We start from the raw sequence: 24,747 nt of genomic DNA on the forward strand, positions 1-24,747 counted from the left end.
ACGGCCATGTCAGTCTCTGACATCAATCCGCTGAAAGGGGTTCCCATGCGCGTCTTCGTCACCGGTGCGTCGGGCTGGGTCGGCTCCGCCGTCGTCCCCGAACTGGTCGCCGCTGGGCACCAGGTCACCGGCCTCGCCCGCTCGGAGGCTTCGGCGGCCGCCGTCACGGCTGCGGGTGCCACGCCGATCCGCGGCACCGTCAACGACCCCGAGGTGCTGCGCGACGCGGCTGCAGCGTCCGACGTCGTGATCCACCTCGCTTTCCCCGTCGACCTCGCCCACGCCGGGCGGATGGACGACGCCGTCGCCTCCGACGTGGCCACGATCCAGACACTGGGCGAGGCACTTCCCACCGGCGGCGCCATCGCGACCGCCACCGGCACTGCCGGACTCGCGCGAAACGGCGTCCCCGCCACCGAGCGAGATCGTCCCGCGGCGGACGCTCTGATCGCCGCGCGACAGCCCTCGGACGACGCTGCACTCTCCCTCACCGAGCGGGGTCTGCGTTCCTCTGTGCTGCGGCTGGCCCCGATCAACCACGGCGAGGGCGACAACGGGTTTCTCCCGACCCTCATTCAGATCGCCCGCGAGAAGGGCTTCTCGGGCTACCCCGGCGACGGGTCGGCACGCTGGTCGGCGGTGCACGTCCGGGACACCGCCCGGCTCTTCCGCTTGGCGATCGAGGCCGGGGCGACCGGATACCTGCACGCGGTGGCCGAGGAAGGCATCCCGCTGCGCCAGATCGCCCAGGCCATCGGTCGCCACCTCGATCTCCCGGTGCGTCCGGTGCCGATGAGCCGGGTCGACGAGCACTTCGGGTTCCTCGGGATGTTCCTCAAGTCCGACACCCCGGTCTCCAGCGCCCACACCCGAGAGGTCATCGGCTGGGCCCCCATCCAGCCAGGCCTGTTCGAGGAGATCGAGAGGGGCCACTACTTCGCCCCGGACGCGGCCAGCGACGGCTCCTGACACCGGATTCCGCGCGAAAACGATGTTGCCCCGCGGGTGCTGGCGATTTCGCGCGAGATCGCCAGCACCCCCGAGGACGTCGAAGGTGCCCTCGTCACTGGCTTTCGTCGATGGCGGGCATCGGAGCGCCCGTGGGGTGCCAGGTTTCGAGGAAGGCCGGTTGGCGGGAGGCTTCGACCAGCTCGATCCGGGCTCCGATGGAGTCCATTCGGTGGTAGGCGAACGCCCTGCCGTGAGGGCAGCCGGAGAAGTCCTCGGGGATGCCGTGCTCTTCGAGGCGTTGGGCGCCTGCTCGGAGGTCGGTGGTCCAGTAGCCGAGGTGGTCGAAGCGGGCTCCCGCCGTGGCGTCCCACGGGCTGCCCGGTGGGCCTTCGATGAGTTCGACGAACGGGGCACCGCCCTTGGTGAAGACGATGCGGTAGCGCCAGTCGCCGAGTTCGCCGGCCTGCGGTTCGTGCCATTCGACACCGGTCGCGTTCTCGAAGTCGCGCATCGCGCGTTCGAGGTCGGGCACGGCGAAGCACACGTGGTAGAAAGCCGTCACCGGGCCAGGATCTCATCCGGCCGGGTGGAGCGGTTCGGCTCGCGGGAGGGAGGTACCCCCAGAACCCTCCCTCCCGCGTCCCACGCACTCCCGTCCTTTAGACGTTGTCGTCGGCTTTTGGTTGCAGCTTTCTTTTCACCGTTTTTCACACCGCCGAACCCGCAGGTCACAGACGCTCCAGGAGACGGATCACGACCTCGTCACCGGGCTGCTTGCCGAGCTTGTCCCGGATCTCGGCCTTCACCGGGAGCTTGTGCGTGCCGTCGCCCAGTGCCATGAAGGAGCTCTGGAACGGTTCGCCGTCGATCGTGCCGCGGACCTTCACCAGGCCGCGCGTGCCGAAGTACTCCACCGATCTCGGCCAGACCACGTAGGTCCAACCGCCCGGGTTCGGGCTCTTCCGCAGTTCCGCGGTGAACGTCTCGTCCATGGCAGGCCTCCTTGTCCTGCCCTGGTAGACCACCGAGCGGCGCGGAACTCATCGGTGGCGGCGCTCATGCGTTGCCGTTGCCTAGTTCCACGCACGACGTCGGGTAGTCCGGCGGTATCTGGGCGTTCGCGGCGGATATGGCCAGCACCGATGCGAGCGCGCTCGCGGCCAGCATCACGACGACGCCGACCGGGATCACCAGCCCGAGCGCCGAGTCCGGTGCCCATCCCCTGCCGATCAGGCGCATCGCGAGGCGGTGGCCCTTCGCGAACAGCAGGGCGCCTGCCGGCACCAGGAGGAAGTTGATGCCGACCACCATCGGGAAGACCACGAAGTTGAACGTGATACCGCCGCTGGCATCGTCCAGCTCGCACTTGTCCCACAGGTCGGCGATCAACCGCAGGTCGATCCAGGCCAGCAGCAGTGCCACCGGAAAGGCTCCCGCCGCCGCGGTTCCCGCCCAGAAAGCTCCCGACCGGATCTTCACCCGTGCATCCATGTCATTGGGACGCGCGAGCCGGGGCGCGGTTCCGCGCGGATGATCAGCACTGGCTTTTGCCGGTGCGAGCGGTTATGCATGTGCGGCGAAGATCGAAAGGTGGGCGGCATGCGGTGGAAGCGGTTCGGGGTCGGGTTGGTCGTGGCCGGTGTCGTCGCGGTGAGCGCGTCGTGCGCTCCGGCGCCGGAGGCCGCCGCGAACCGGTTGGACGAGGTCGTGCAGCGCGGTGAGCTGCGGGTGTGCAGCACCGGGGACTACCGGCCGTTCACCTACCGGGACGAGACCGGCAGCCACCCGGATCCCGACGACGCGTGGAGCGGCATCGACATCGACATGGCGCGCCACCTGGCCGAGCAGCTCGGGGTGCGGGCCACCATCGTGCCCACCACCTGGAAGACGCTGGTCGAGGACTTCACCGCCAAGTGCGACATCGCCGTCGGCGGGGTGTCGATCACGCTGGACCGCGCGCGGGAGGCGTTCTTCAGCACGGCCTACGTCGTGGACGGCAAGACGCCGATCACCCGCTGCGAGAACGCCGCGAGGTTCCAGACGCTGGAGCAGATCGACCAGCCCGGCGTGCGGGCCGTGGTCAACCCCGGCGGCACCAACGAGAAGTTCGCCAGGGCGAACCTGAAGCGGGCCACCATCGTCGACCACCCGGACAACAACACGATCTTCCAGCAGATCATCGACGGCAAGGCCGATCTGATGATGACCGACGCCGCCGAGACCCGCTGGCAGGCCAAGCAGCACCCGGAGCTGTGCTCGGTGCACCCGGAGCAACCGTTCACCTTCAGCGAGAAGGCCTACCTGCTGCCGGAGGGCGACGTGGTCTTCCAGCAGTACGTCGACCAGTGGCTCAACCTCGCGATGCACGACGGCACCTACGACCGGATCGCCGAGCCCTGGATCGGCTGATCAGGCGCGCCGGACGGCCGCCTGCTCGATCAGGCCCAGCTGGGTGAGCAGGGTCAGCTGGTCGTAGTAGATCTCGCCGCCGATGACCCGGCCGTGCTCGTCGTAGCGCAGCGTCTCGCAGAACGCCATGTCCATCTGGCGGCCGGTCGGCGAGCGCCCGCCGAGCCTGCCGTCGTTCGTCCCGCGACCGTGGAAGTAGGCGACCGAGAAACCGGGGCCGTCGACGTAGGACGCACCGATCGCGCGCGCGTCCGAGAACGCGGCGATCCACTCCCCCAGCCACTCCTCGAACTGGGCCAGCGTGTGCATGGTGCCGCGCCGCGGGTGGTCGATGTAGGCGAACTCGGTCCCGACGTAGTGGTCGATCTCTTCGAGCCGTCGCTCGTTGAACAGCTCGTGCAGCTTGCGGTGGGTGTCCTGGTTGCGCATCGCAGATCCCTCCCGCCCACGCATGCTCCGCCCGCACCGGTCGGCGAGCCAGGGGCGAAAGCCTCCCGGTGTGACGTTGCACCGCGAGGTATCGGCGCAGCCGCCGGGGCGTGCGACGCTTTCAGGTGCAACCATCCACGACGACCCGGGGACCTGCTGAGCAGGCTTCGAGGGAATAGGACGGTCAACGATGACTGCTGCCCAGAACCAGGGCGAAACGGCTGCACCGTACGGCTCGACCCCCGCCAAGCGGCGGGTACGCATCCACCACCTGCAGCAGCTCAAGGAGCGCGGCGAGGCCTGGCCGATGCTCACCTCGTACGACATGTACACCGCTCGGATCTTCGACCAGGCCGGGATCCCGGTGCTGCTGGTCGGCGACTCGGCGGCCAACAACGTCTACGGCTACGAGTCCTCGCTGCCGGTGACCGTGGACGAACTGCTGCCGCTGGTCCGCGCCGTGACGCGCTCCGCCGAGCGCGCGCTGGTGGTCGCCGACCTGCCGTTCGGCTCCTACCAGGCCTCGCCGGAGCAGGCGCTGGCCACCGCGACGCGGTTCATGAAGGAAGGCCGCGCGCATGCGGTCAAGCTGGAGGGCGGGCGCCGCTACGCCCCGCAGATCGAGGCGCTGGTCTCGGCCGGCATCCCGGTGATGGCGCACATCGGCTTCACCCCGCAGAGCGAGCACGGTCTCGGCGGGTACCGGGTGCAGGGTCGCGGCGACGCGGCCGATGAGCTGCTGGCCGACGCGCTGGCGGTGCAGGAGGCCGGTGCGTTCGCCGTCGTGCTGGAGATGGTGACGGCGGAGGCGGCCAAGCACGTCACCGCTGAGCTGCGCATCCCGACGGTCGGCATCGGCGCCGGTCCGGACTGCGACGCGCAGGTGCTGGTGTGGACCGACATGTCGGGCATGAACACCGGCCGCACGGCGCGCTTCGTCAAGCGCTACGCCGACGTGGGCGGCATCCTCGCCGACGCGGCCACCCGCTTCGCCGAAGACGTCCGCGGCCACACCTTCCCGGCGGCGGAGCACTCCTTCCACTGACGCGGTCGTGGGGGCTTCCGCTCCGGAAGCCCCCACGATGCCGATTGAGGTCAGGATCCGACCGCGATCGGCCGTAGCGTCCCGGGCATGGGACTCCGCAAGAAGATCATCGTCACCACGCCTACCGGACACGTGGGCTCCCGGGTCGTGCAGCTGCTCCTGCAAGCGGGCGTGCGCCCGACGTTGCTGATGCGCACACCGGGCAAGCTCGACGCGGCAACGCGCGACCGGGTCGATGTCGTGCCGTGCGACCAGGGAGATGCGGACGCCGTCGTCCGCGCGACGCAGGGCGCCGACTGCCTCTTCTGGGTGGATCCGCCCACCCCGGACGACGACCCGGCCGCCGGTTATGCCCGCATGGGCGCGAACGCGGCGCGGGCGGTTCGGGAGAACGGCATCACCCGCACCGTCTTCCTCAGCAGTGTCGGCGCGGAGAAGCGCCACGGAGTCGGTGAGATCGACGGGCTGGCCAGGACCGAGGAACTGCTGAACGAAACCGGGGCCAGCGTGCTGCACCTGCGCTGCGGCTACTTCTTCACCAACCTGTTCATGGAGCTCGATGGCCTGCGCAGGGGCGTGCTCCGCACGCCGTGGCCACTCGACTTCGCGATGCCCTGGCTCGATCCCCGCGACATCGGCGAAGTCGCGGCGGCGAGGTTGCTCGCGGACAGCTGGTCGGGGGCCGGCGTGCAGGCCGTGCACGGCCCTGAGGACCTCACCTTCTCGCGGGTGGCCGAGATCTTGAGCCGCGCGATCGGGCGCGAGGTGCGCGCCGAACGCATCTCCGACGACGACTTCCGCGCTTCGCTGCGATCAGCCGGTTTGAGCAGCGCGCAGGTCGAGGGCATCGTCGGCATGTCGGTTGGGCAGCGCGAGAACTTCGTCCCCGAGGACGAGCGCAGCCTCATCACCACCACGCCGACCACGCTCGCGGCCTGGGCTCACGCGCACCTCCGTCCCGCCCTCTGACGTCTCGTGCAGGGAGCCGGGTCGACGCCCGGCTCCCTAGCCGCAGGCAAACCTCGCCCACGGTTCCCCGGTCGTCCGGTGGACGGCTTCGAGCTGCTCCAGGATCTCGCGCAGCCGCTCGGGGGCCGCGATGTACTCCAGCACTCCCCGGTGGAAGGCGTTGCGCATCACCGCCGGCATCAGATCGGAGGCGTCGAAGCACAGCCGGCCGTCCTCCCGGCGGATCTCCTCAGCGATCCTCGAGTCGATCTCGCCGCCCGGGCGGGCGGCGTAGCCCTCCGGGCCGACGTCGATCGAGTACACCCCGCTCCCCGGCTGCCCGACCCACAAGCGCTGCCCGTCGCCGTCCAGGAAGTCCAGGAACTCCCGGGCGGGCGCGGAGTCGCCGAACAGCACCGCGAGATCCCCGGACACGATCGACGGCTGGCGCTCCGGTTGTTCCGCGAAGGGCGGGAACGGGAAGAAGTCGAAGTGGCGTCCGGCCTCCCGCGGTGGCGCGCCCGGCTGCGGCGCTTGGTAGATGCTCTTGACGAACGATCCGGCGTGATCGAGGGAGCAGCGCTGCTGCGGCTGCTCGAACATCCCGCTGCCCGCGTCGCCGAAGTCGGTCAGCAACGCCGCGGCGGGGCCGTCGGCCGCGGTCGACGCGGCAACCAGCTCGCCCCACGCCTGCCAGGACGAGCGCACCCGGTCATCGGTCCACGGCATCTCGCCGGTCGCCCACTGCTCGTAGTCGGCCTTGCCGTACCGCTGCAGCATCAGGTCCTCGATCCAGTCGGTGCCGGGCCAGCCGGTCAACGGCGGCGCGCCCATCCCCAGGCACCAGTCGGCCCGCCGCGAGTGCATCTCCTGCCAGGTGCGGAACTGCGGCTGCTCCAGGTCGGAGCGGTACCACACGATGCTCTTGAGATCGGCTTTCACCACCACCGCGCGGCGCACACCCGTGCCCAGGCCCTGCACCTGGTCCCAGAACGTCGGCCGCGCCGCGCTGCCCAGCGGCCGCAGCACGTCGGCGTCGACGTAGCGCTGCAGCTCCGCCGGGCTGGGCACGATCGCCACGTCCGGTGGCGCGCCCTTCTGCACGTCCGCCAGCAGCACCTGCTCCAACGCCCGGGTGCCCTGGTAGTCCACCCGGATCCCGGTCCGTTCGGTGAAGGCGTCGAGCACGACCTGGAACTGCTCGGCTTCCTGCCCGGTCCACGACGCCAGCACCGTGATGGTCGACCGCTCGGGCGGCGTGGTGCAGGCGGGGAGGAGCAGCAGCACCACTGCGAGCAACCAGCTAGATCCGCGCATCATCGCTTCCCGAAGGAGTACTCGTCGAGCCGCGGCCAGAACCCCGCCACCGCGAGCCCGGCGATCACCACGGCGGAGGCCGTGATCGCGGTTTCCAGCCAGGCCCCGGGAGCCGCCGCTCGCAGGTCCGCGCTGACCACTCGGTCGGTGGCCAGGAGCGGTGCGCCCGGCGACGCCTGCCGCAGCCGTTCGGGCAGCGTGGGGCCGCACCCGCCGTCGGCGCTGCGGCAGAACCGGTCGGCCAGCGCCGCGATGGTCCGGTGCGCCGTCATCCGGCCGTCCGGCTCGGCCAGCACGCCGCGCAGCTCGGCGTCGAGGTTCCGGATGTCCGCGCCGGTGCGTTCGACCGCGTCGTGCACCGCGACGCCCAGCACGACCACGGCGATCGCGGCGAGCACGAGTCCGCCGAGCCGCCTTCGGAACCTCCGCACGATGAAGACGTGCGCAGCCGCCAGCAGCAGGAACAGCCCGGCCAGCCACACCCACCACGGCACCGGTCCGGCGGTGGTCCCGCCGGTCCTCACCTGGTCGCCCAGCTCCTCGGCCTGCAGAGCGCGCAGCTCGCCGAGCTTGGCGATGATGCCGCCGTGCGGGTCGTGCAGCTGCCGCCACGCGTTCCACAACGCGACGGTGCCCATCAGCTCGTCCTCGGCGCGGAAGTGGGCGCCCGCTTGACTGATCAGGTCGGAGTAGGACGCCAGCAGGCCCTCCACCGTTTGCAGCGCCTCGGTTCCGGGCCGCCCCACCGCGTTGACCTCGGCGGCCTGCGCGAGGCTCTGGCTGGCGATGGCCATCTGGTTGTAGTACTCCTGCCCGGGCCCGGTCAGCCGCCCGCCCGCATCGCTGAAGGCCGCGACCGCGGTTTCGTTCGCGCTGATCAGAGCGTTGCGGGCGGCCTGGACGTCGACGATCATCGGCCCGGTGCGCTCGCGCACCGCGGTGGAGACGTCGTGCAGGCCGCGGAAGTGGTCCAGAGCCGGAAGCACCGCCACGAAGCTCCCCAGCACCGAGCAGACGCAGAGCGTCCAGAGCGTGCCCCGCGTGGTGCGGGACCACCGCCCTGCCGCTCGCAGCCGCGCGCCGAGCCACCGCACACTACTCACGGCCACCTCCCAGGTGTGCGACCGGCTTCGATGACGTCCTCGGCGCGCACCTGCCGGCCCGCGACGAGGCGGTTGAGCCGCTGCACGCTGTCGTCGTCGCCGGAGTGGCGGGCCAGCGTTCGCGCCTCCTGCCAGCGGAGTTCGGCCTGCGCGAGGTCTCCGGACTCGTACGCCTCGCAGCCCGACCACAGCGCGTCCACCAGGTCGCTCCGCACCCGGCTCAACGACGCTGCACCGGGATCAGCCGTCCAGTGCACCTTCACCGCCCGCGCCGGGCCGACGGCGCGGGCGAACTCGCCGCGCACCAGATCGACCAGCGCGGCCTGCAGGTCCTCCTCCTGGGGGCCGGGGCCCAGCTCGAAGCCGATCTCGTACTCCCGGGTTCCCGACCAGTCGCCCAGCGGCACCTCGATGTGACCGGCGGTGCGGCGGACGGCTTCGTCGTCGAACGCGGGCGGGTCGATCCGCCGCACCAGGCGCACCCGCTTGGCCAGCCGCAGCCGGATGCGCAGGCGCAGGTCGGGCTGCGGTTCGGGCAGGCGCACTTCCAGCCGGGTGCGCAGTTCGTGCTCCGACGGCGGGAGGAACGGGTCGTGCCGCAGCACCAGGTCGGGCCGTTCGCTCATCTGCATCACCACCAGGTCATCGGGCGCAGTTCGTTCTTCCGGTCCAGCAGCGCGCTGAGCTCGGCCGGGCTGCGGCGGCGGGCCTGGCTGGCCAGCGCTTCCAGCGACCGCTCCAGCCGACGGCGGATCCCGCGCTCGGTCAGCGGATCGCCGAACAGCTCCTTCTCGTGCGGCTCGACCTGCGCCGGGAAGCGCACGGTTCCGCCCGAGCGCTCCACCAGCGCGAGCGCGGAGCGCTGCAGCCAGGCGACCAGCCGGTCGCGGGTGTCGGCGTCGTAGCGACGGAGCTCGGAGTCCGCCCGCAGCACCTCCTCCGCCCGCCGCGCCGCCGTCCGCACGTCCGCCACCGACGGCCAATCGGTTCCGCCGAGCCACAGGAGGTGAACGCGGATCGCGGCGATGCGCGCCGCGTCGTACTGCCTGGACACCGCGGGAACCTCGTCGAGCACCTTCGCCGCCGCGTCGCGGCGCCCGGCGCGCAGGAACAGCCGGGCGAGCCCGAACGCGGCACCGGCCGGGGCGCGATCCCGCTGCCACACCGCCAGATAACAGCTCCGCGCCACTTTGAAGGCCGTCTTGGCCTCCTTTCCGGTGGCGCCCTCTCCCAGGTGCTCGTGGCACAGTCCGAGCGCGACCTTCGGGATCGCCTCGCCGGGCAGGATCGCGCGCACCTCGGTGAAGTGCCGCAGCGCGGTGCCGATCTCGCCCGCTGCCAGCGCGACCAGGCCTTCGTGCCAGTCCAGCCGCCAGGCCGGCCCCGGGGTCTGCTTGCCCTGCACCTCGTCGCTGTGGCGCTGTGCCTGGGCGGCGTCGAGCGACTCCCTGGCGCCCGCCACGTCGGGCCGGTCGCCCTGGGCGAGCGCCATCCGGCACGCCTTCAGACGGCTCTCCACCGAATCCGGCAGCATCGTGGTCAGCCTGCGGAAGTCGCTGCCGGTGACCCGCGACAGGTTGGCCGCGTTCCGGTCGCGCGGGTCGACGCGGGGCGCGGGGAGTTCCCTGGCGATCTTCTGCGGGCTGGGCAGGCCGAACCCGACCAGCTCCGCACCGCTGCGCCACCAGGACTCCAGCGGCGGCACCACGCCGAGCCCGTGGTCGAGATCGCTGGTCACCGGCTCGAAGTGGTACGACGGCTCGAGCGGCTGCTCGAAGCCGTGCAGCGCCATGATCTCCCGCACCACGCGGCGGAGTTGATCGGCCATCTCGGCCGCCGAGGAGAACCGGCGCGAGGTGTCCAGACCGAGCGCGCGGTCCAGCACCCGCTGCGCCGAATCCATCCCACCGTCCGAACCGGGCAGCGGCCGGATCAGCTCGGTCAGGGTGCGGGCCACCGCGTACAGGTCGGTGCCCACCGACGGCCTGCCCGTCGTCCGGAACTCCTGCTCCGGGTAGAAGGTGCGGGTGAGCTGGGGCTTCTCGTTCGCCCGCCGCGGATCCCACACGCCCGCGAGGTCGACGATGACGATGCCCCTGCTGCTGCGCATCACGTTCGCCGGCTTCATGTCCGTGTAGTACAGGTCCTGCCGGTGCAGGTACTCGATCGCGGCGAGGATTTCGCAGCCGTAGGCCAGGATCTCGGCCAGCAGCGGCGAATCACGGGGCCCGCGCGGCAGTTTCGCCACCTCGGTCAGCGCGACCCCTTCCACGTAGTCCATCGCGATGAAGTCGACCGGCTCGCCGTCCACCGGGTGCTGGAAGAAGTCGTGGGCGCTGAGCAGGTTGTCGTGCGTGAGCCGGGTCAGGTGCCACGCCTCGGCGCGGAGGATGCGCGCCGCCTGCTCGTCCTGGTCGATCGACGCTTTGAGCACCACTTTGCGCTGCAGGCCCGGATCGTGGGCCAGGTAGATCCGCCCGAAGCCGCCCTTGGCCAGGAAGCGGCGGATCTCGTACTTCTTCGCACCGACCCGCGTGCCCGGACGAAGCCGAGGTGTTCCCGGTGAGGACTCGCCGGTGTCCTTGGGGAACCGGAGCACCGGCAGCGGCACGATCCCGGCGCAGTTCCAGGTCTCCTCGCCGTCCGGCACCGGTCCCTCGGTCACCGGGCGGCGCGCGCAGGTGTCGCAGTACCCGGTTTCGTCGATGCTCCCCCGGCCCTGGCAGTCCAACCGGCGGCACGGCGTGCCGGCCGGCACCGATCCCGGGGAGCGGGCGCCGATCTCCTCCAGCCTGCGGCGCTCGGCGACGACGAGGTCGAGGGCGTCGGCCAGTTCCCGCTCGAAGGCGTCCAGCTCCTCCACCGGCACCGATCCCGGGTTCTCCTCCTCCCGGCCGCGGAATCCGGCCAGCGCGATCCGGGAGGCGTTGTAGTTGCGCTGCGGGAGGGTGACGGTGGAGGTGTCGCGGAACAGCAGCCAGCGCAGGCGGGCGACCTCGTCCTCGGCGTCACGCAGCTCGCCGATCTGCGCGGCGAGCTGGCCGAAGCGCACGGAAGGGCTGCGCACCGGCGGGTTTTCGGCCGCAGCGGACCGCAGCTCGGGCAGCCGGTCGAAGATGGTGCCGACCGGGATCATCCAGGCCACGCCTTGCGCGTGCTGGTCAGCGGCCTTCTGCACGACGATGCCCAGCACGGCTCCGGACTGCCCGTCCAGCACCGCGGCGCCGCTGAAACCCCGCTCCACGTTGCGGCAGAAGGAACTCGTGGACAGCTGGACGAGACGCCCGCCCGGGCCCGCCGGGCCGTCCACCCGCAGGTTGATCCACATGCCGTCCGGGTAGTTGCCGCTGTGGCCGTGGCAGCGCACCCGCGCACGCGGCGGGAGTTCGGCCGGTGCGGCCAGTGGAGCCGACCAGGACGTGGGAAACGGCTCCACCAGCCGCAGCAGCGCGATGTCGCGCGATCCGTCCTCGGCGGAGCCGACGAATTCGGTCGGTCGCGCGCGGAACTCGCCCGGCTCGCCGAAGGAGAACGCCACCCGCACCTCGTCGCGCTCCCCGACGACGTGCGCGCAGCTCAGCACGAACTCGCCGCCGAGCAGCACTCCCATCCCCAACGATCCCCGGTCGTCGAAGAGCCTCAGGTGCCAGCGGCCCAGCCCGGTCGAGCTCCGTTGATCGAGCACGATCCGACGGTACGGCGATCGGTCACCAACGCGACGAAGATCACCACCCGACCACCCGAATGGCCGCTAGGCAGGTGGAGCGCCGTCGCCGAAAGGCCTGCCGCCCAGGGATTCCCGGTCGTGCGGGGTGTGCCAGGCGGACGGGTCCGGGCCGAGCGGCACGATCCCCGTCGGGTTGATCTGGTGATGGGTGGCGTAGTAGTGCCGCTTGATGTGGTCGAAGTCCACCGTGTCGCCGAAACCCGGGGTCTGGAACAGGTCGCGGGCGTAGGCCCACAGCACCGGCAGCTCGGTCAGCTTCTGCCGGTTGCACTTGAAGTGCCCGTGGTAGACGGCGTCGAAGCGGACCAGCGTGGTGAACAGCCGGACGTCGGCCTCGGTGATCGTGTCGCCGACCAGGTAGCGCTGCCCGGCCAACCGCTCGGAAAGCCAGTCCAGGCGGGCGAAGAGGCGCTCGAAGGCCTCCTCGTAGGCCTGCTGCGAGGTGGCGAACCCGCAGCGGTACACGCCGTTGTTGACGTCGCGGTACACCAGCGCGTTGACCTCGTCGATCTCCGCGCGCAGGGATTCGGGGTAGAGCTGCGGGGCGCCTTCGCGGTGGTGGGCGGCCCACTCCGCGGACAGGTCCAGGGTGATCTGCGGGTAGTCGTTGGTGACGACCCTGCGCTCGGCGACGTCCAGGATGGCCGGGACCGTGTACCGGCCGGTGAAGCCGGGATCGGCGGCCAGGTACGCCTCGGACAGGTGGGCGATCCCGGTCACCGGGTCGCGGCCGTCCGGGTCCAGGGAGAACCGCCAGCCCCGCTCGTCGCGGATCGGGTCCACGACGCCCAGCGACAGCACGTCCTCCAGTCCCAGCAACCGGCGCACGATCACCGACCGGTGCGCCCACGGGCAGGCCAGGCTCACCACCAGCCGGTACCGGTCCGGTTCCACCGGCCACCCGGAAGAACCGTCCGCGGTGATCCGGTCGGTGAACCGGTTCGCCTGCCGCACCCACTCGCCGCGCTGCGACGTCTCCGCCCCGAACTGCGCCTCGGCCATGCCGCCACCCTAGGCCCGCAAAGCCCCGGAGTTCAGCCCGAAACCCCGCCGTCCCACCACCTGGACCCAAGTCGTCCAGGTGACGGAATGCAATTTCAATTGAAATCGGACGTCTGATTTCAATTGAAATTGCGGAAGTTCGCGACGCCGACGCCGGTCGGCGGGCCGTGGACGGCCTTCGCGGCGGCGTGCGAAACCGGGTGTCATCGGGGCTTCCTGCGGGTGTTCCGGCCGCTTAGGGTTCCGGGCATGGATCTGGATCTCTCCGGGCGGTGCTTCATCGTCACCGGCGCCAGCAAGGGCCTCGGCTTCGCCACCGCTCGGGCGCTGGTCGACGAGGGCGCGCACGTCGTCGTCTCGTCCTCCTCGGCGGAGAACACCGCCGCAGCCGCCGCCGAACTCGGCGACCGGGCTCGCGGGCTCGCCGCGGACCTCACCGACCCCACCTCGCCGCGGCGGCTGATCGACCACGCGCGGGAGCAGTTCGGGCGGCTGGACGGGTTGTTCGTCAGCCACGGCGGCCCGCCCGCCGGGATGCCGAGCGGGCTGGACGACGACACGCTGCGGCGCGGCCTGGAGATCGCCACCATCGCGCCGATCCGGATGGCCCGCGAGGTCGCCGCCGAACTCGGCGACGGCGGCTCCGTCGTCGTCCTGACCTCGACCTCGGGAGCGGAACCGCTGACCGGCCTGGCCAGCTCGAACGTGGCGCGGCCAGCCACCCAGGGCTTCGTCAAGGACCTGGCCACCGAGGTCGGCCCGCGCGGCGTCCGGGTCAACGCCCTGCTGCCCGGGCGCTTCGACACCGAACGCGCCCGCACGATCGCGGCGGGCGACCCGGCGGCGCACGAAGCCGCCGTGCAGGCCGCGGCGCTGCGCCGCTCCGGCGACCCGGCCGAGCTCGCCGCCGTCGCGGTCTTCCTGCTCTCGCCCAAGGCCTCCTACGTCACCGGAGCGGCCTGGACGGTGGACGGCGGCCGCCGCGCCGAGATGTGACCGCCCGCGGGCGCAGTGCGGATGGTCGACTTCGCGCGAAACCGACGCGCCGCTCAGCCCGCGCGCTTGGCGAGGACGTCGGCGTGGCAGGGCTTCGGGGCGCACCAGCAGCCCAGGGCCCGGCCGGAGAGCTCGCCGTCGCGGAGCTTGGCCAGCAGGTTCGGCTGCTCGTCGAGCCACTGCTCGTAGTGGTGGACCATCGCCTCGCGGTCGACCTTGGCCTCCTTCAGGAACGGGCTGGCGAACTCCGACTCCGGCCAGGAGTGCCGCGGCCCGGCGTGCCCGACGTAGGTCAGCAGGCCGGACTCCTCCAGCCACGGCACCAGGTGCTTGTGCGGGCCGCCCTTGCGGACGTTGACCACGACGGCGTGGCCGTCCAGCAGGGCGTCGGCCCGTTCCCGCTCGTCGTCGGTCCAGGAACTCGCTTCATCCGGCAGCACCGCCACCACCTCCGCCGCCCAGGGTCCCGCCACCCCGATCCCCCGACAACAACGCCCGTCACCCGGGGCGTCGATTTCGCGCGAAATCGACGCCCCAGAGATGAGGTGGGCGGAGCGGCTCAGATGTCGGTGATGCGCAAGCCCGCGTGGGCCTTGTAGCGGCGGTTGATCGCGATGAGGTTCGCGGTCAGCGCCTCCACCTGGTGGGCGTTGCGCAGGCGGCCGCCGTAGACGCCGCGCACGCCGGGGATCACGTCGGCCAGGGCGCGGACCACGTCGGTGGCCTCGCGGTCGTCGCCGAGCACGAGGACGTCGAGGTCGACGTGGTCGACGCTCAGGTCCGCCAGCGCCACCGCCGAGACGTGGTGGAACGCGGCGGTCACCCGCGACTCGGGCAGCAGCTGCTCGGCCTGCTGGGCCGCGCTGCCCTCCGGCACCGCCAGCGCGAACGGGCCCTTCTTGTCGAAGCCCAGCGGGTTCACGCAGTCGACCACGATCTTGCCCGCCAGCTGCGACTGCAGGGACTTCAGCAGCTCCGCGTGGCCCTCCCAGGGAACCGCGGCCAGCACGATGTCGGCGGACGCCGCGCAGCCCGCGTTGTCCTGGCCGGTGACGTCACCGCCGGCGACCTCGACGATCTCCTTCGCCGCCTGCTCGGCGCGGTCGGCGCTGCGCGAGCCGATGACGACCTTCAGCCCCGCCCGGGCCCACCTGATCGCCAGCCCGCGGCCCTGCGCCCCGGTTCCACCCAGGACACCGATGGTCATCTCCCGCACCTCAGCCACCACTGGCCCCTTTCGTCGCCGTCGACTCCTCACCGTCAACGATCGACCGGCGCGCGGGAATCCGCCACGGGGTGTGCGTCAGGCCACTTCGAACGCGACCTCGCGGCGCTCGGGGTCGGCCACCACCAGCCGCACCCGGACCTGCTGGCCCTCGCCGAGCCCGTCACCGGTGCAGCGGGCGATGACCGGCGGCGCGGCCACGAACACCTCGCCCGCCACGCCGTTCGAGGCGCGCAGCACGGTGGCCGGGAACTCCTCGCCCACCCGCGAGACCAGCGACCACGCCTGCGCCTGGGCGATGCAGGCCCGCTCCACCTGCCCCGCCATCCGGTCGGAGCTGCCCATCGCCGAGGGCAGCTGCGCCAACGCCTCCAGCACCCACCCGGGCACCGGCCGGTCCTCGGACACCGCCAGGCACACCTCAGCGCTGTAGCGGTCGACCAAGCGCCGCAGCGGAGCCGTGACGTGCGCGTACGACGCACCGATGCCCGCGTGGTTGGCCTTCGCGGGTGCCCCGTCGCCGAAGGCGGTGTAGCCCGCTCCGCGCAGCAGCCTCGTCGCCGCCACGTGCACGGCGAGCGACTCGGGCCGGATCGGGTCCATCTCGGCCAGCGCCACCGCGGGCGGGAGATCGACCGGCCACGCCACGCCGAGCCGGGTCGCCGAGCGGCGCAGTCCGGCGACCGTCTCCGGCTCCGGATCGGGCACCGTGCGCAGCACCCCGATCCCGGCGGACAGCATCATCTCCGCGGCGCACATCCCGGTCAGCAGCGAGATCTCCGCGTTCCACGCCTCGACCACCAACCGCGGCCGCAGCACCAGCCGCCAGCCGCCCGCTCCGTCGGATTCCACCTGCTGCTCGGGCAGGCCGAGCTCGATCGCGCCGCGCCGCATCGCCTGCTCCCGGCGCAACCGGCCGACGTCGGGCAGCAGCGCGATCGACGGATGCGGGATGCCCAGCTCCAGCGACCGCTGCACGCCGTCGTAGTCGAGCTGCGCCACCGAGCGCACCAGCGCGCGGCGGACGTCCACGCGCACCGGCAGCCCGTCCGGGTCCAGGTCGATGGTCCACAGCACGGCCGCGCGCACCTTCCCCGGCAACAGGCTCGCGGCGTCCTCGGACAGCTGCGCCGGGTGCAGCGGGACGTTGCCGTCGGGCAGGTAGAGGGTCTGGCCGCGGCGGCGGGACTCCGCGTCCAGCGCACCGCCGGGGCGCACGAACGCGGCCACGTCGGCGATCGCGTAGTGGATCCGGTAACCGCGGCGGCGGCGCCGCACCAGCACCGCCTGGTCGAGGTCCTTGGCCCCGGGCGGATCGACGGTGACCAGCGGCAGGTCGGTGGCGTCCACGCGGGAGCCGGTGGGCACCGGCTGCGCCACGGTCCGCTCGACCTCGGCCAGCGCGGCGGGCGGGTAGTCGGCGGGCAGCCCCAGTTCGGTGCGGATCGCCGAGAAGTCCTGCGCGGCAGCGGCAACTCCGGTGCCACTCGGTGGACCCACCGCCGCCGCCACGAGGCTCAGTCCTCGTCGTCTTCCCAGCGCACGTCGGCCTCGTCGGCCGCCTGGGTGCGCTCCGCGGCTATCTCCAGCGCGCGGGCCGCGGTCTCCTGGTCCGGGTACGGCCCCAAGCGCTCAGCGGCTCGGCAGCCGGCCTTCGGCTCGACCTGCCGGTGCTTCAGACAGAAGTACCACCTTCCGCGGGGCATGCACCGAGCCTCGCACGACTGCGCGCGGCTGTCACGCACCGCGCACCGACTGGACCAGGATGTCCGAATGGCGGCAGTCCCCGGTCATCCTCCGTAGCCAGAACCTCAGCGGTTCACCAGGCGGGCGGTGGTGGGGCGGCCGGGGTCGGCTGCTGCCCGCCCGGGGTTTGCCGCGGGATCGGGTCCAGGCAGGACACCAGCACCTGCTGGGACTCCGGGTTGTCGACCCGGCGCCCGTCGCGCATCCGGTACTCCAGCTCGCCGTCGTCGCCGACCTCGACCGTGCAGCCGACCTCGGCGAGCTGGTCGTCGTCGAGGTCCACCAGCCGCTCGTAGCGGGACGGCACCACCCGGTAGACCGGCCACTGCAGGTGCCCGAACGCCTGGTGGAACTCGGCGAGCAGGTTGCTCATCTGCTGCTGCCACGGCAGCGGCATGGCCTCGGCCAGCGAACGCGGCAGCACCGCGTAACCGGGCTCCACGCCCGGCAGCCGCCGGTGCGAGAGGTAGTCGCCGAGCGGTGTGCTCGACGCGGGCGGACCGGACGGCCGCGGAATCGGGTCTGGCGTGAACATCGTGCACCCTTTCCGAGAACTCGCGCGGACGCGGGTGAGCGCTCCACCCACTTCGCCGGGCCCTCGGTTCCGCTGCGGGACCCGGCCGAACCGCGCGTTCTCAACGTCAGCAGGCCCCCGCCATTCTTACCTAACCTTCGCCACCCGCGGCAGGAACGGCAGCCACCTGCGGTGGCGTGTCGGCGGCCGGCCGGACGACCATCGGCAGCAGCTCGCCGCCGTCCCACAGCGTCTCGATCTCGACGGACTCGCCGGGCTGGGGGGCGTGCAGCACCTTCTCGTCGCCCAGGTACAGCGCCACGTGGTGGATGCCCTTCGGGTCCCGGCCGCTGCCCCAGAAGACCAGGTCACCGGGCTGCGCCTGGTTCAGCGGGACGTGCACGCCGCCCTGGAAGTACTGCGTCTGGGAGTACTTCGGGATCTCCACGCCGGCGGCCTTCCACGCCTGCTGCGTCAGGCCCGAGCAGTCGAAGGTGTCCGGCCCGGCCGCGCCCCACACGTACGGCTTGCCCAGCTGCGCGTGCGCGTACTGGAGGGCCTGCGCGCCCAGCACGCTCGCGCTCGGCAGGTCGTCGCAAGCGGTGATGCCGCTGATGTCGCCCTCCGCGCTCACCAGGTGCGCGGCCATCGGCTCCCACTGGTGGTAGCGCAGCGGGAACGCCGAGCGCTCCACCTTCTGGGCGGCGGTGCCGGGGCGCATCTCCTCCCAGCCGGGGACCTCGAGGAGCACGTCGTAGAACTTGTTGATCTGGTAGTCCACGTCGGTGACCTGCTGCACGGTTCCCCAGCCCATGGACGGCCGCATCTGGAAGATGCCCAGCGAGTCCCGGTCGCCGTGGTAGAGGTTGGCCAGGTTGGACTCGGTCTTGCCCGCCTGGATCGCGATCTGCCAGGCGCGCGGTGGCAGGCCGCGCTGCTGGCCGATCTCGATGATGCGCTGCACGATGCCGAGCGACTCGCCCGACAGCTTCGCGGCGTCGCGCTGCCCGCGCTCGGCACCGTCGCCCCACGGTCCGAGGTTGGAGCTGCAGCTGGCCCAGCCGGAGCGGCCACCGCCGCCGGACAGCAGCATCGTCACCGCGCCCACGCCGATCAGACCTGCGAAACCCGCGAGCACGACGAACGCAACCACGAGCTTCCGCATGTCAGCCTTCCTTGTCGTACTGGGCCACTCGCCAACCGAACCTGGTCTTGGTCACGGTCACCTGGAGCACGCCGATGTCGGTGGGCAGGCGCACCTGCATCGCTCCCCCGGTCGAGCTGACCGCGGTCGCCGCGCCGGTGATCACGTTGCCCGCGTTCGCGGGATCCACCGAGGCCATCTCGGTGATGAACTCGTCGGTGGTGTAGGGCCGCAGCTTCGCCAGCCACTGCTGGCGGTCCGCGCCGACGGGGTGGTCCACCCACGCCTTGCCCCACTCCTCGACCACCGCGACCCCGGCGGGGTCCGGCGGGGTCTGCGCGGGCGGGTCCGCGGGCACCGAGATGGTCGGCGGGGCCTTGGTCGGGGTCGTCGGCACGACCGCGGAGTGCGCGGGCGGCTCGGTGGTGGTGGCCGGTTCGGCCAGGTTCTGGCTCGGCGCCGGTTCCGGGAGCACGAAACCGACCAGCGTCGCCACGGCGGCGAGCGCGACCACCGCCGCGGCCAGGTGCTTGGGCGAGCGCAGCGGCCAGCCCCACAACCTGCGGTACACCGCGGCTCGCCCGCGGTGCGTCCGGATCGGCATCAGGCCCCCTTCTTCCGGCTGTCCTCGGCCCGGCGGCGCTCAGCCGCCCGCATGATCATCAACTAAACTGCGGATCTTTGTCTTTGAAGCGGCGAAGTCGCTTAGCCCACCTTCGCGACTCGCACCGCCGCGGGTTCTCAGCGTTCGCCTGGCGAGGACAGCCCGTTCGCCGTGTATCGGACATACATAAGAACGGGATCCCGGAGCCAGGCGGACGCTGAGGTTCCGCCACCCGCACCGCCACGCAAAACGAGCCCATCGAGAGCTTGTCAGCCATCGGCCACCTCCAGACCTCTGGACGGGCGGTAGACCACGTAGACCGGGCGGCCCGCCACGACCTCCATCTCCGCGCGCCGCGGGGTCGCGGGCTCCGGTCCGGGGATCGGGGATCCGGCGGTGCGCGACGGGATCAGCACCGGGTCCTCGTCGACGCCGTCCCACTTGGCGTCCGCCACCGGGTTGGTGTCGACGACCCGGCTGGTGCTGCGGGCCTCCGGCAACGCGGGCATGCCGCCCGGCCGTCGCTGCGACGACGCAGCGGGCAGCACGGCACTGGCACCGGCGCCGGCCGCCACCGCGGCCGTCCCGCGGTCCAGCCGCTGCGCGGTGGCCGCGACCGTCGACGGGTGCTGCGCTTCGGGGCGGGCGCGCCAGCGCTCCCGCGAGTCCTCCGCGTACTCGGCATCGGGGTCCATGCCGCGCGCCCGGTCCCAGAAGTCGCCCGTCTCGTCGTCCTGCGACCGCCCGCGCCGGAACCGGGAGAAGATGCCCTGCGGTGCGCGCGGCACCGCGCGGCCGACGGTGCCGACCGACAGCTGGACCATCTGCCCGATCCGCCGGACCGGCTTGGCCACCATCAGGAACACCGCCGTCACCAGCGAGGCCAGCAGGATCTGGACCAGCGGGGCGAAGTTCTGCGCCGGGTCGAAGATCCAGGTCAGGATCAGCGTGTGCAACCCGGCCATCGCCGCGACCATCACCACGTTGAGCACCGCCGCACCGGCGACCCGGCCCACGGTGCGCAGCACCTGGTGGTAGAGCAGCGCGACCAGACCGATCAGCGGCCCGGCCAGGATGAGCACCCGCAGCAGCACCTGCGCGAGCAGGATCGTGGCCTTGGCCAGCAGCTGGAACGACGCGTAGGCGAAGGCCTGCACGGTGGCCAGCACGCCGGCGCCGACGCGGCTGCCGTCCACGCCCTGGAAGTGGCCGTAGGCGCTGGTGCCGCTCAGCTTGCCCGCGACGTCTGCGAAGGCCTGCTTCTTCGGCTCCGTCGAGCCGGCGTCGACGCCGTCGTTGACCTCCTGCCGCGTCCAGGCCTGGGCGCGCAGCAGGTCGCGGCCGTGGTCCCTGGCCTGCTGCGAGTCGGGCGAACCGAACTCGCCGCTGAGCCAGTTGCGGTAGATGACCTGGTCGTGCAGCAGCGTCGGCAGCGCGTGCCGTTCGTCGACGCCCACTTCCTCCAGAAACCCGGCCTGCACCGCCGAGGTGCCGGTGATCAGGACGTCGTCGAGCGCGTGGGTGTACACCAGCGGGGTCAGGTAGGTCGCCGAGGCGAACCAGAGCCCGGCCAGCGCCCACATCCCCCGCTTGCCGATGGACGCCAGGTCACCGGTCCAGATGTAGCGGAACAGCACGATCGCCAGCACCAGCGCGACAAGGCCGAACCACGGCGTGAACACGCTGTCGTAGAGCGCGACGGTGCCGGTCGAGATCAGCCCGTCCAGCGGGGCGAGCAGATTCCCGTTGAGCAGGGCGTAGTGCAGGCCGTTGGTGGCGCCGACGAGGTTCTTGGCGACGTTGAACAGCTCGTTGCCGACCCAGGTGTCGACCGTGGCGTTCGGGTTGGTCACGCCCTGCGGGCCGCAGCCGAGGTCGTAGGTGTGCCAGACCAGCCCGGCGTAGCCGACCTCCTGGTAGGCGCTGCCCGGGACACCGGACCCGAGCGAACCCGGGTCCAGCGCGCCGACCATGCCGGAACCGGGGCGTTCGGGGTTCGGTGCCTCCTTGCAGTTGAACGGCTGGCCGAAGGCCGGGGCGCCGATCAGCGCCTGGAGCGCGAGCAGCCCGGCGACCAGCGCGAACGCACTGCGCTTCGCCCGATCACGTCCCTTGCGGCGGCGCCGCAGCACCACCACGATCACCGCGGCCAGCGCGACCGCCAGCAACGCGATCACCGGGCGTCTTCCCCACCCCGCTCGCCCACGGGGGTCGAGCGGTCGCTGCCGTCATCGCCATATCCGATGCCGACGGTTTCGAGCTCGAATTCGTCGAAGGTCTCGTCGAGATCTTCCTGGTAAGCCGCGGGCGACCGGAGCGCAGGCGCGGCGGAGTCGGAGTTGGCCCCGTCCGCGGGCTGCAGCGCGCGCGGTTCCACGTCCTCGTCCGCGGCCGGTGTGGTGTCCAGCGCGTTGCGCAGGTGCTCCAGGTGCGGCCCGGAGAAGTCGATGCGGATCTTCTCCACCCCGCCGGCACCGTCGCCGAAGATGAACTGCCGCGGCGAGCGGTCCCGCTCGGTGCTGTTGCGCGCCGGGCCGGGCCGGCGGCCGAGAGCGGCCACCACCTGCTCGTAACCGGCGCCGACCGGCACCTTGAGCAGCCGCAGCGCGTCGGCCTGCGCGTGCTCGTCGTCCAGGCGCCCGATGAACACCGAGTCCAGCAGCGACACGAAGCCCTGGATGCGCAGGAAGTCGGCCGGGATCTGGCTGGACAGCAGGACGCGGACGTTCCACTTCCGGGAGTCGCGGGCGAACCGGTTCATCAGCACGCGACCGGTCGGCACCTCGGAGAGGAAGAACGCCTCGTCGATCCAGACGCCCTTGCGCTCGTTCTTGGGCCGCTCGTAGATCGACCGCTGGGTCAGCCAGGCGGCCAGGTTGAGCATCTCCACGCCGAGGGCTTCGGCGTCGGTCCAGTGCTCGCGCCCGACGCCGTCCTTGGGCAGCGCCAGGCCCGCCATGGTCAGCACGGTGAGCCGGTCCTCGCGGCGCTCGGAGTACGGGTCGGCGTTGATCTCCGGGATCAGCAGCGACATCCGCTCCCGGATCTCGTCCAGGAAGTCGGCGACCACCACGGCGTGCTCGTGGTGCTCGCTGGCGTCGCGGCGCAGCGCCTCGAAGACCATGCCCGGGTGCGCGTCGGGGCGACCGCCGACCGCGCGAACCGCGCGCAGCAGCACGATCCGGGTCTGCGGCAGCCGGGCCACCTCGTAGGGCAGCAATCCGGTCAGCACGTCGAGCACCAGGCGACGGCGGGTGGCGGCGGCCAGCGCGCGCTCGCGCCGCCAGCTGCGCTCCGGGTCGTCCTCGTCGACGAAGTGCTCCAGCTCGGGCTCGGCGACCACCCGGTACGGGTTGAGGATGCCGGGCTGGGCGTTGAGCAGGTTGATCGGCCGCGCGTAGGGCCGCAGTTCCGGCAGTTCGCACAGCGCGGCCAGCGGCCCCGAGGGGTCCAGCAGCGTCCAGTGCGCCCCGGATCGCAGCGTCTTGTAGACGGTGCCGCCGCCGAGGAACGACTTGCCGCCACCGAGACCGGCGACGATGGCCGTCAGACCGGACGCGTCGCGGACCTCCTGGGCCATCCACGGGTCCCAGGCGACCGGGCGCCGGGTGGCGGTGCAGGTCTCGCCGAGCAGGATGCCGCGCCGGTCGCCGACCTCCGCGGTGGCCTGCGGGACCGCCGACGCCGCCCACACCACCGAACCGCGGCGCAGGTAGGCGCTGTTGGCCAGCGGCTCGCCCGGGATGAACTCGCGGGCCAGCGCGTACTGCGCTTCGGGGTGCTCGATGGCGATCTTCGGCTTGTACAGGTCGAGGATCTGCTGGGCCAGGCGCAGCGCGTCGCGCTCGGTGGGGCCGGACACCGCCAGCCGCCACCAGGACTTGACCCGGGTGGCCAGCGCGGTGAACCCGGAGGTCATCTCGTCGTCGACCTCCAGCACCCGGTTGGCCTGCCGGGCGAGCGAGGTCGGCGGCTCCAGGCCGTGCTCCTCGGTGTAGTGCCGGACCTGCGAACGCACCTTGTTCATCTGGCGCTGCAGCTCGCCGCCGACGTCCTCCGGGCGGCGCACGTAGATCCGCGCGGACCACTCCACCGGCGCGGGCATCCGGTCGGAGTGCTGCATCCACGGGTCGTCGATCTCGGGGATCTGCAGGCCGTGGGTCTGCCCGACGGTGAGCACCGCGAGGTGCCGGACGATGCCCGCGTTGGACCCGGTGCGGCCGCGGACGGTGACCGTCGGCGAGTACGGGTCCTGGTGCATGTCGGAGGCATCGGTGAACGACGCGAGGTCCTCGGGCTCCCACGGGGCGCCGGGCACCGCGGGCAGGTTGCGCGGCGCGGGCAGGCCCAGCGAGCACGAGCGGTGCATCAGCCAGGAGATCTCCTCGGCGGTCACCGGGCGACCGTCGAGCCCGGCCGAGCCGATGACCTGGTCGAGGTGCTCGATCTCGCTGTCCAGCGCGATGAGCTCGGCGTCCACCGCTTCCGGGAACACCTTGCGCAGCAGCGGCGCGGCGCGCTCCACGGCGCGGTCCACGACGTTGCGGGTCTGCACCTGGACGCCCAGGTAGACCTCCTTCTCCGCCATCGACCGGCCCATCAGCTGCTGCTGCTCGCCGACCATGTAGTCGTCGAAGGACAGCGCGCCGGGGGTGTCCGGGACGGGGTTGCGCGCGTTGTGCACGTGCGCCTCGGCCCACATCCGGATCGGGTAGGGCCGGTTGGTCACCCGCAGGTGCATCCAGCGGCCCTGCAGTTCGGCGTACTGGCCGGCGATCGCGGCGATCAGGTCCTGGCGCTGGGAGTCCGAGCGGAACGACCAGCGCTGCGGGGAGAGCCGGTACCAGGCGAACACGTCCTGGCCGGTGCGCAGCAGGTGACCGTCGATGGACCGCGCCGCGATGGACGGCGTGTAGGTCGGGATCGACTGCTCGTCACCCGGCGTGCGGCCGCGTTTGCCGGGATTTCCCTTGGGACTGCGAACCTTGCCGTTCGAACCGCGGGGACCCGGGACCTGTTGCGTGTTGCGCTCACGGCCTCGCCGGCGACCGAACACCGCGAACCTCCTTGCTACGCGCTCGCCTGCTGGAAACCGTGCTGCGGGCCGCCGGTTTCCCGGACCGGACGGGCCGCTGCGGCTGCTGCTGCCGCTGTTGCTGGGGTCGGCCGCGCTGGGCCTGCTGCTTCGGCGCCTTCCGCCGGCCGGCGGACTTCGGCTTCGGGCGGGGCCGCTGGGCCTGCACCCTGATCCGCGCCGCGCTGGCCGCGCCGCCCGCGCCGGAGCTCTTCGCCCGGGGAGCGGTGAGCTCGCGCAGCCACATCGTCATCACCGCGCCGAGCGGCCGCTCGTGACCGATCTTCGCGCAGATGATCCGGGTGAGCACGACCGTGATGACCACCGCCCAGGCGGTGGAGAAGAAGCCGAAGCCGATGTTCATCCGGCGTTCCACTCCGAGCACGATCAGGAACACCACGATGCCCACGCCCCAGGCGACGTAGCGCGCCCGCCACGGGAAGGTCGCCCGCGGTGGGCCGAGCCAGACCGCGTCGACCCGGTAGATCTCGTCGTCGGTGCGTATTCGCACTG

The 24,747-nt window shown here is 71.9% G+C and carries 24 protein-coding genes; 5 read left to right on the top strand and 19 right to left on the bottom strand.

Features of this window, described 5'->3' with window-relative positions:
- The first annotated feature begins 45 nt into the window (after window positions 1-45).
- Complete coding sequence (locus ATL45_RS03925; RefSeq protein ID WP_093151652.1) at window positions 46-969, top strand: SDR family oxidoreductase; 924 nt, start codon at window positions 46-48, stop codon at window positions 967-969.
- Window positions 970-1,063: 94 nt separating this feature from the next.
- On the opposite strand, the gene ATL45_RS03930 is transcribed toward ATL45_RS03925, so the two are convergent.
- The 3 genes from ATL45_RS03930 to ATL45_RS03940 form a co-directional block, all read right to left on the bottom strand.
- A complete protein-coding gene (locus tag ATL45_RS03930; RefSeq protein WP_093151655.1) occupies window positions 1,064-1,513 on the bottom strand; it encodes a VOC family protein in 450 nt (149 codons plus the stop codon).
- A gap of 166 nt (window positions 1,514-1,679) precedes the next feature.
- On the bottom strand, window positions 1,680-1,943 hold the full coding sequence (locus ATL45_RS03935) for a DUF1905 domain-containing protein (RefSeq protein ID WP_093151657.1): 264 nt from the start codon (window positions 1,941-1,943) through the stop codon (window positions 1,680-1,682).
- Between the two features lie 64 nt (window positions 1,944-2,007).
- A complete protein-coding gene (locus ATL45_RS03940; RefSeq protein ID WP_093151660.1) occupies window positions 2,008-2,430 on the bottom strand; it encodes a hypothetical protein in 423 nt (140 codons plus the stop codon).
- Window positions 2,431-2,550: 120 nt separating this feature from the next.
- Here ATL45_RS03940 and ATL45_RS03945 point away from each other — a divergent pair, with 120 nt between their 5' ends.
- The gene (locus ATL45_RS03945; RefSeq protein ID WP_246025150.1) at window positions 2,551-3,360 is read left to right on the top strand and encodes a transporter substrate-binding domain-containing protein; all 810 of its coding nucleotides are present in this window, start codon (window positions 2,551-2,553) and stop codon (window positions 3,358-3,360) included.
- Here the strand turns inward: ATL45_RS03945 and ATL45_RS38695 are convergent, their stop codons facing one another.
- Complete coding sequence (locus ATL45_RS38695) at window positions 3,361-3,789, bottom strand: ester cyclase (protein ID WP_170210152.1); 429 nt, start codon at window positions 3,787-3,789, stop codon at window positions 3,361-3,363. It lies immediately after the preceding gene.
- A gap of 190 nt (window positions 3,790-3,979) precedes the next feature.
- Here ATL45_RS38695 and panB point away from each other — a divergent pair, with 190 nt between their 5' ends.
- Together panB and ATL45_RS03960 are read left to right on the top strand one after the other, a co-directional pair.
- Entirely contained in the window at window positions 3,980-4,834 is an 855-nt protein-coding gene (panB, locus tag ATL45_RS03955) for a 3-methyl-2-oxobutanoate hydroxymethyltransferase (RefSeq protein ID WP_093151664.1), read from the top strand.
- An 87-nt stretch (window positions 4,835-4,921) separates the two neighbouring features.
- Window positions 4,922-5,803, top strand: coding sequence for an NmrA family NAD(P)-binding protein (locus ATL45_RS03960; protein ID WP_093151667.1), 882 nt, complete (start codon window positions 4,922-4,924; stop codon window positions 5,801-5,803).
- Between the two features lie 36 nt (window positions 5,804-5,839).
- On the opposite strand, the gene ATL45_RS03965 is transcribed toward ATL45_RS03960, so the two are convergent.
- The 5 genes from ATL45_RS03965 to ATL45_RS03985 form a co-directional block, all read right to left on the bottom strand.
- On the bottom strand, window positions 5,840-7,099 hold the full coding sequence (locus tag ATL45_RS03965; RefSeq protein WP_170210153.1) for an ABC transporter substrate-binding protein: 1,260 nt from the start codon (window positions 7,097-7,099) through the stop codon (window positions 5,840-5,842).
- Window positions 7,099-8,202, bottom strand: a complete 1,104-nt coding sequence (locus ATL45_RS03970) for a GlnX family signal transduction membrane protein (protein ID WP_143121611.1) — start codon at window positions 8,200-8,202, stop codon at window positions 7,099-7,101. The genes ATL45_RS03965 and ATL45_RS03970 overlap by 1 nt, the downstream gene beginning before the upstream one ends.
- Window positions 8,199-8,828, bottom strand: a complete 630-nt coding sequence (locus ATL45_RS03975) for a hypothetical protein (protein WP_143121612.1) — start codon at window positions 8,826-8,828, stop codon at window positions 8,199-8,201. Before ATL45_RS03975 ends, ATL45_RS03970 begins: the two co-directional genes overlap by 4 nt.
- Window positions 8,829-8,833: 5 nt before the next feature.
- Window positions 8,834-11,887 carry a tetratricopeptide repeat protein gene (locus ATL45_RS03980; protein WP_093151677.1) on the bottom strand — a complete coding sequence of 1,018 codons (3,054 nt, stop codon included), beginning with the start codon at window positions 11,885-11,887 and terminating at the stop codon, window positions 8,834-8,836.
- A gap of 66 nt (window positions 11,888-11,953) precedes the next feature.
- Complete coding sequence (locus ATL45_RS03985) at window positions 11,954-12,931, bottom strand: glutathione S-transferase family protein (RefSeq protein ID WP_093151680.1); 978 nt, start codon at window positions 12,929-12,931, stop codon at window positions 11,954-11,956.
- Between the two features lie 249 nt (window positions 12,932-13,180).
- On the opposite strand from ATL45_RS03985, the gene ATL45_RS03990 reads away from it, so the two are divergent.
- Window positions 13,181-13,927: an SDR family NAD(P)-dependent oxidoreductase gene (locus tag ATL45_RS03990; protein ID WP_093151682.1), complete on the top strand. Its 747-nt coding sequence runs from the start codon at window positions 13,181-13,183 to the stop codon at window positions 13,925-13,927.
- Between the two features lie 53 nt (window positions 13,928-13,980).
- Here the strand turns inward: ATL45_RS03990 and ATL45_RS03995 are convergent, their stop codons facing one another.
- The 10 genes from ATL45_RS03995 to ATL45_RS04040 all read right to left on the bottom strand — a co-directional run bounded on the left by ATL45_RS03995 (window position 13,981) and on the right by ATL45_RS04040 (window position 24,745).
- Complete coding sequence (locus tag ATL45_RS03995; protein WP_246025151.1) at window positions 13,981-14,400, bottom strand: DUF4326 domain-containing protein; 420 nt, start codon at window positions 14,398-14,400, stop codon at window positions 13,981-13,983.
- 86 nt (window positions 14,401-14,486) lie between these two features.
- Window positions 14,487-15,152 carry an NADPH-dependent F420 reductase gene (npdG, locus tag ATL45_RS04000; protein WP_177241963.1) on the bottom strand — a complete coding sequence of 222 codons (666 nt, stop codon included), beginning with the start codon at window positions 15,150-15,152 and terminating at the stop codon, window positions 14,487-14,489.
- A gap of 78 nt (window positions 15,153-15,230) precedes the next feature.
- Window positions 15,231-16,664 carry an RNB domain-containing ribonuclease gene (locus tag ATL45_RS04005; RefSeq protein WP_093151685.1) on the bottom strand — a complete coding sequence of 478 codons (1,434 nt, stop codon included), beginning with the start codon at window positions 16,662-16,664 and terminating at the stop codon, window positions 15,231-15,233.
- A gap of 5 nt (window positions 16,665-16,669) precedes the next feature.
- The gene (locus ATL45_RS04010) at window positions 16,670-16,858 is read right to left on the bottom strand and encodes a hypothetical protein (protein ID WP_093151687.1); all 189 of its coding nucleotides are present in this window, start codon (window positions 16,856-16,858) and stop codon (window positions 16,670-16,672) included.
- Between the two features lie 113 nt (window positions 16,859-16,971).
- Window positions 16,972-17,433 carry a hypothetical protein gene (locus ATL45_RS04015; protein ID WP_093151690.1) on the bottom strand — a complete coding sequence of 154 codons (462 nt, stop codon included), beginning with the start codon at window positions 17,431-17,433 and terminating at the stop codon, window positions 16,972-16,974.
- A gap of 130 nt (window positions 17,434-17,563) precedes the next feature.
- A complete protein-coding gene (locus ATL45_RS04020) occupies window positions 17,564-18,577 on the bottom strand; it encodes a C40 family peptidase (protein ID WP_093151692.1) in 1,014 nt (337 codons plus the stop codon).
- Window position 18,578: 1 nt separating this feature from the next.
- Window positions 18,579-19,160 (bottom strand): hypothetical protein, encoded by a 582-nt coding sequence (locus tag ATL45_RS04025; protein ID WP_093151696.1) that lies wholly within the window; start codon window positions 19,158-19,160, stop codon window positions 18,579-18,581.
- Window positions 19,161-19,429: 269 nt separating this feature from the next.
- The gene (locus ATL45_RS04030) at window positions 19,430-21,337 is read right to left on the bottom strand and encodes a hypothetical protein (protein ID WP_246025152.1); all 1,908 of its coding nucleotides are present in this window, start codon (window positions 21,335-21,337) and stop codon (window positions 19,430-19,432) included.
- A complete protein-coding gene (locus ATL45_RS04035) occupies window positions 21,334-24,216 on the bottom strand; it encodes an ATP-binding protein (protein ID WP_246025153.1) in 2,883 nt (960 codons plus the stop codon). Before ATL45_RS04035 ends, ATL45_RS04030 begins: the two co-directional genes overlap by 4 nt.
- A complete protein-coding gene (locus tag ATL45_RS04040; RefSeq protein WP_093151698.1) occupies window positions 24,191-24,745 on the bottom strand; it encodes a hypothetical protein in 555 nt (184 codons plus the stop codon). Before ATL45_RS04040 ends, ATL45_RS04035 begins: the two co-directional genes overlap by 26 nt.
- Window positions 24,746-24,747: the final 2 nt, after the last annotated feature.

It is taken from the genome of Saccharopolyspora antimicrobica (genome assembly GCF_003635025.1).
Taxonomy (GTDB): Bacteria; Actinomycetota; Actinomycetes; order Mycobacteriales; family Pseudonocardiaceae; genus Saccharopolyspora; species Saccharopolyspora antimicrobica.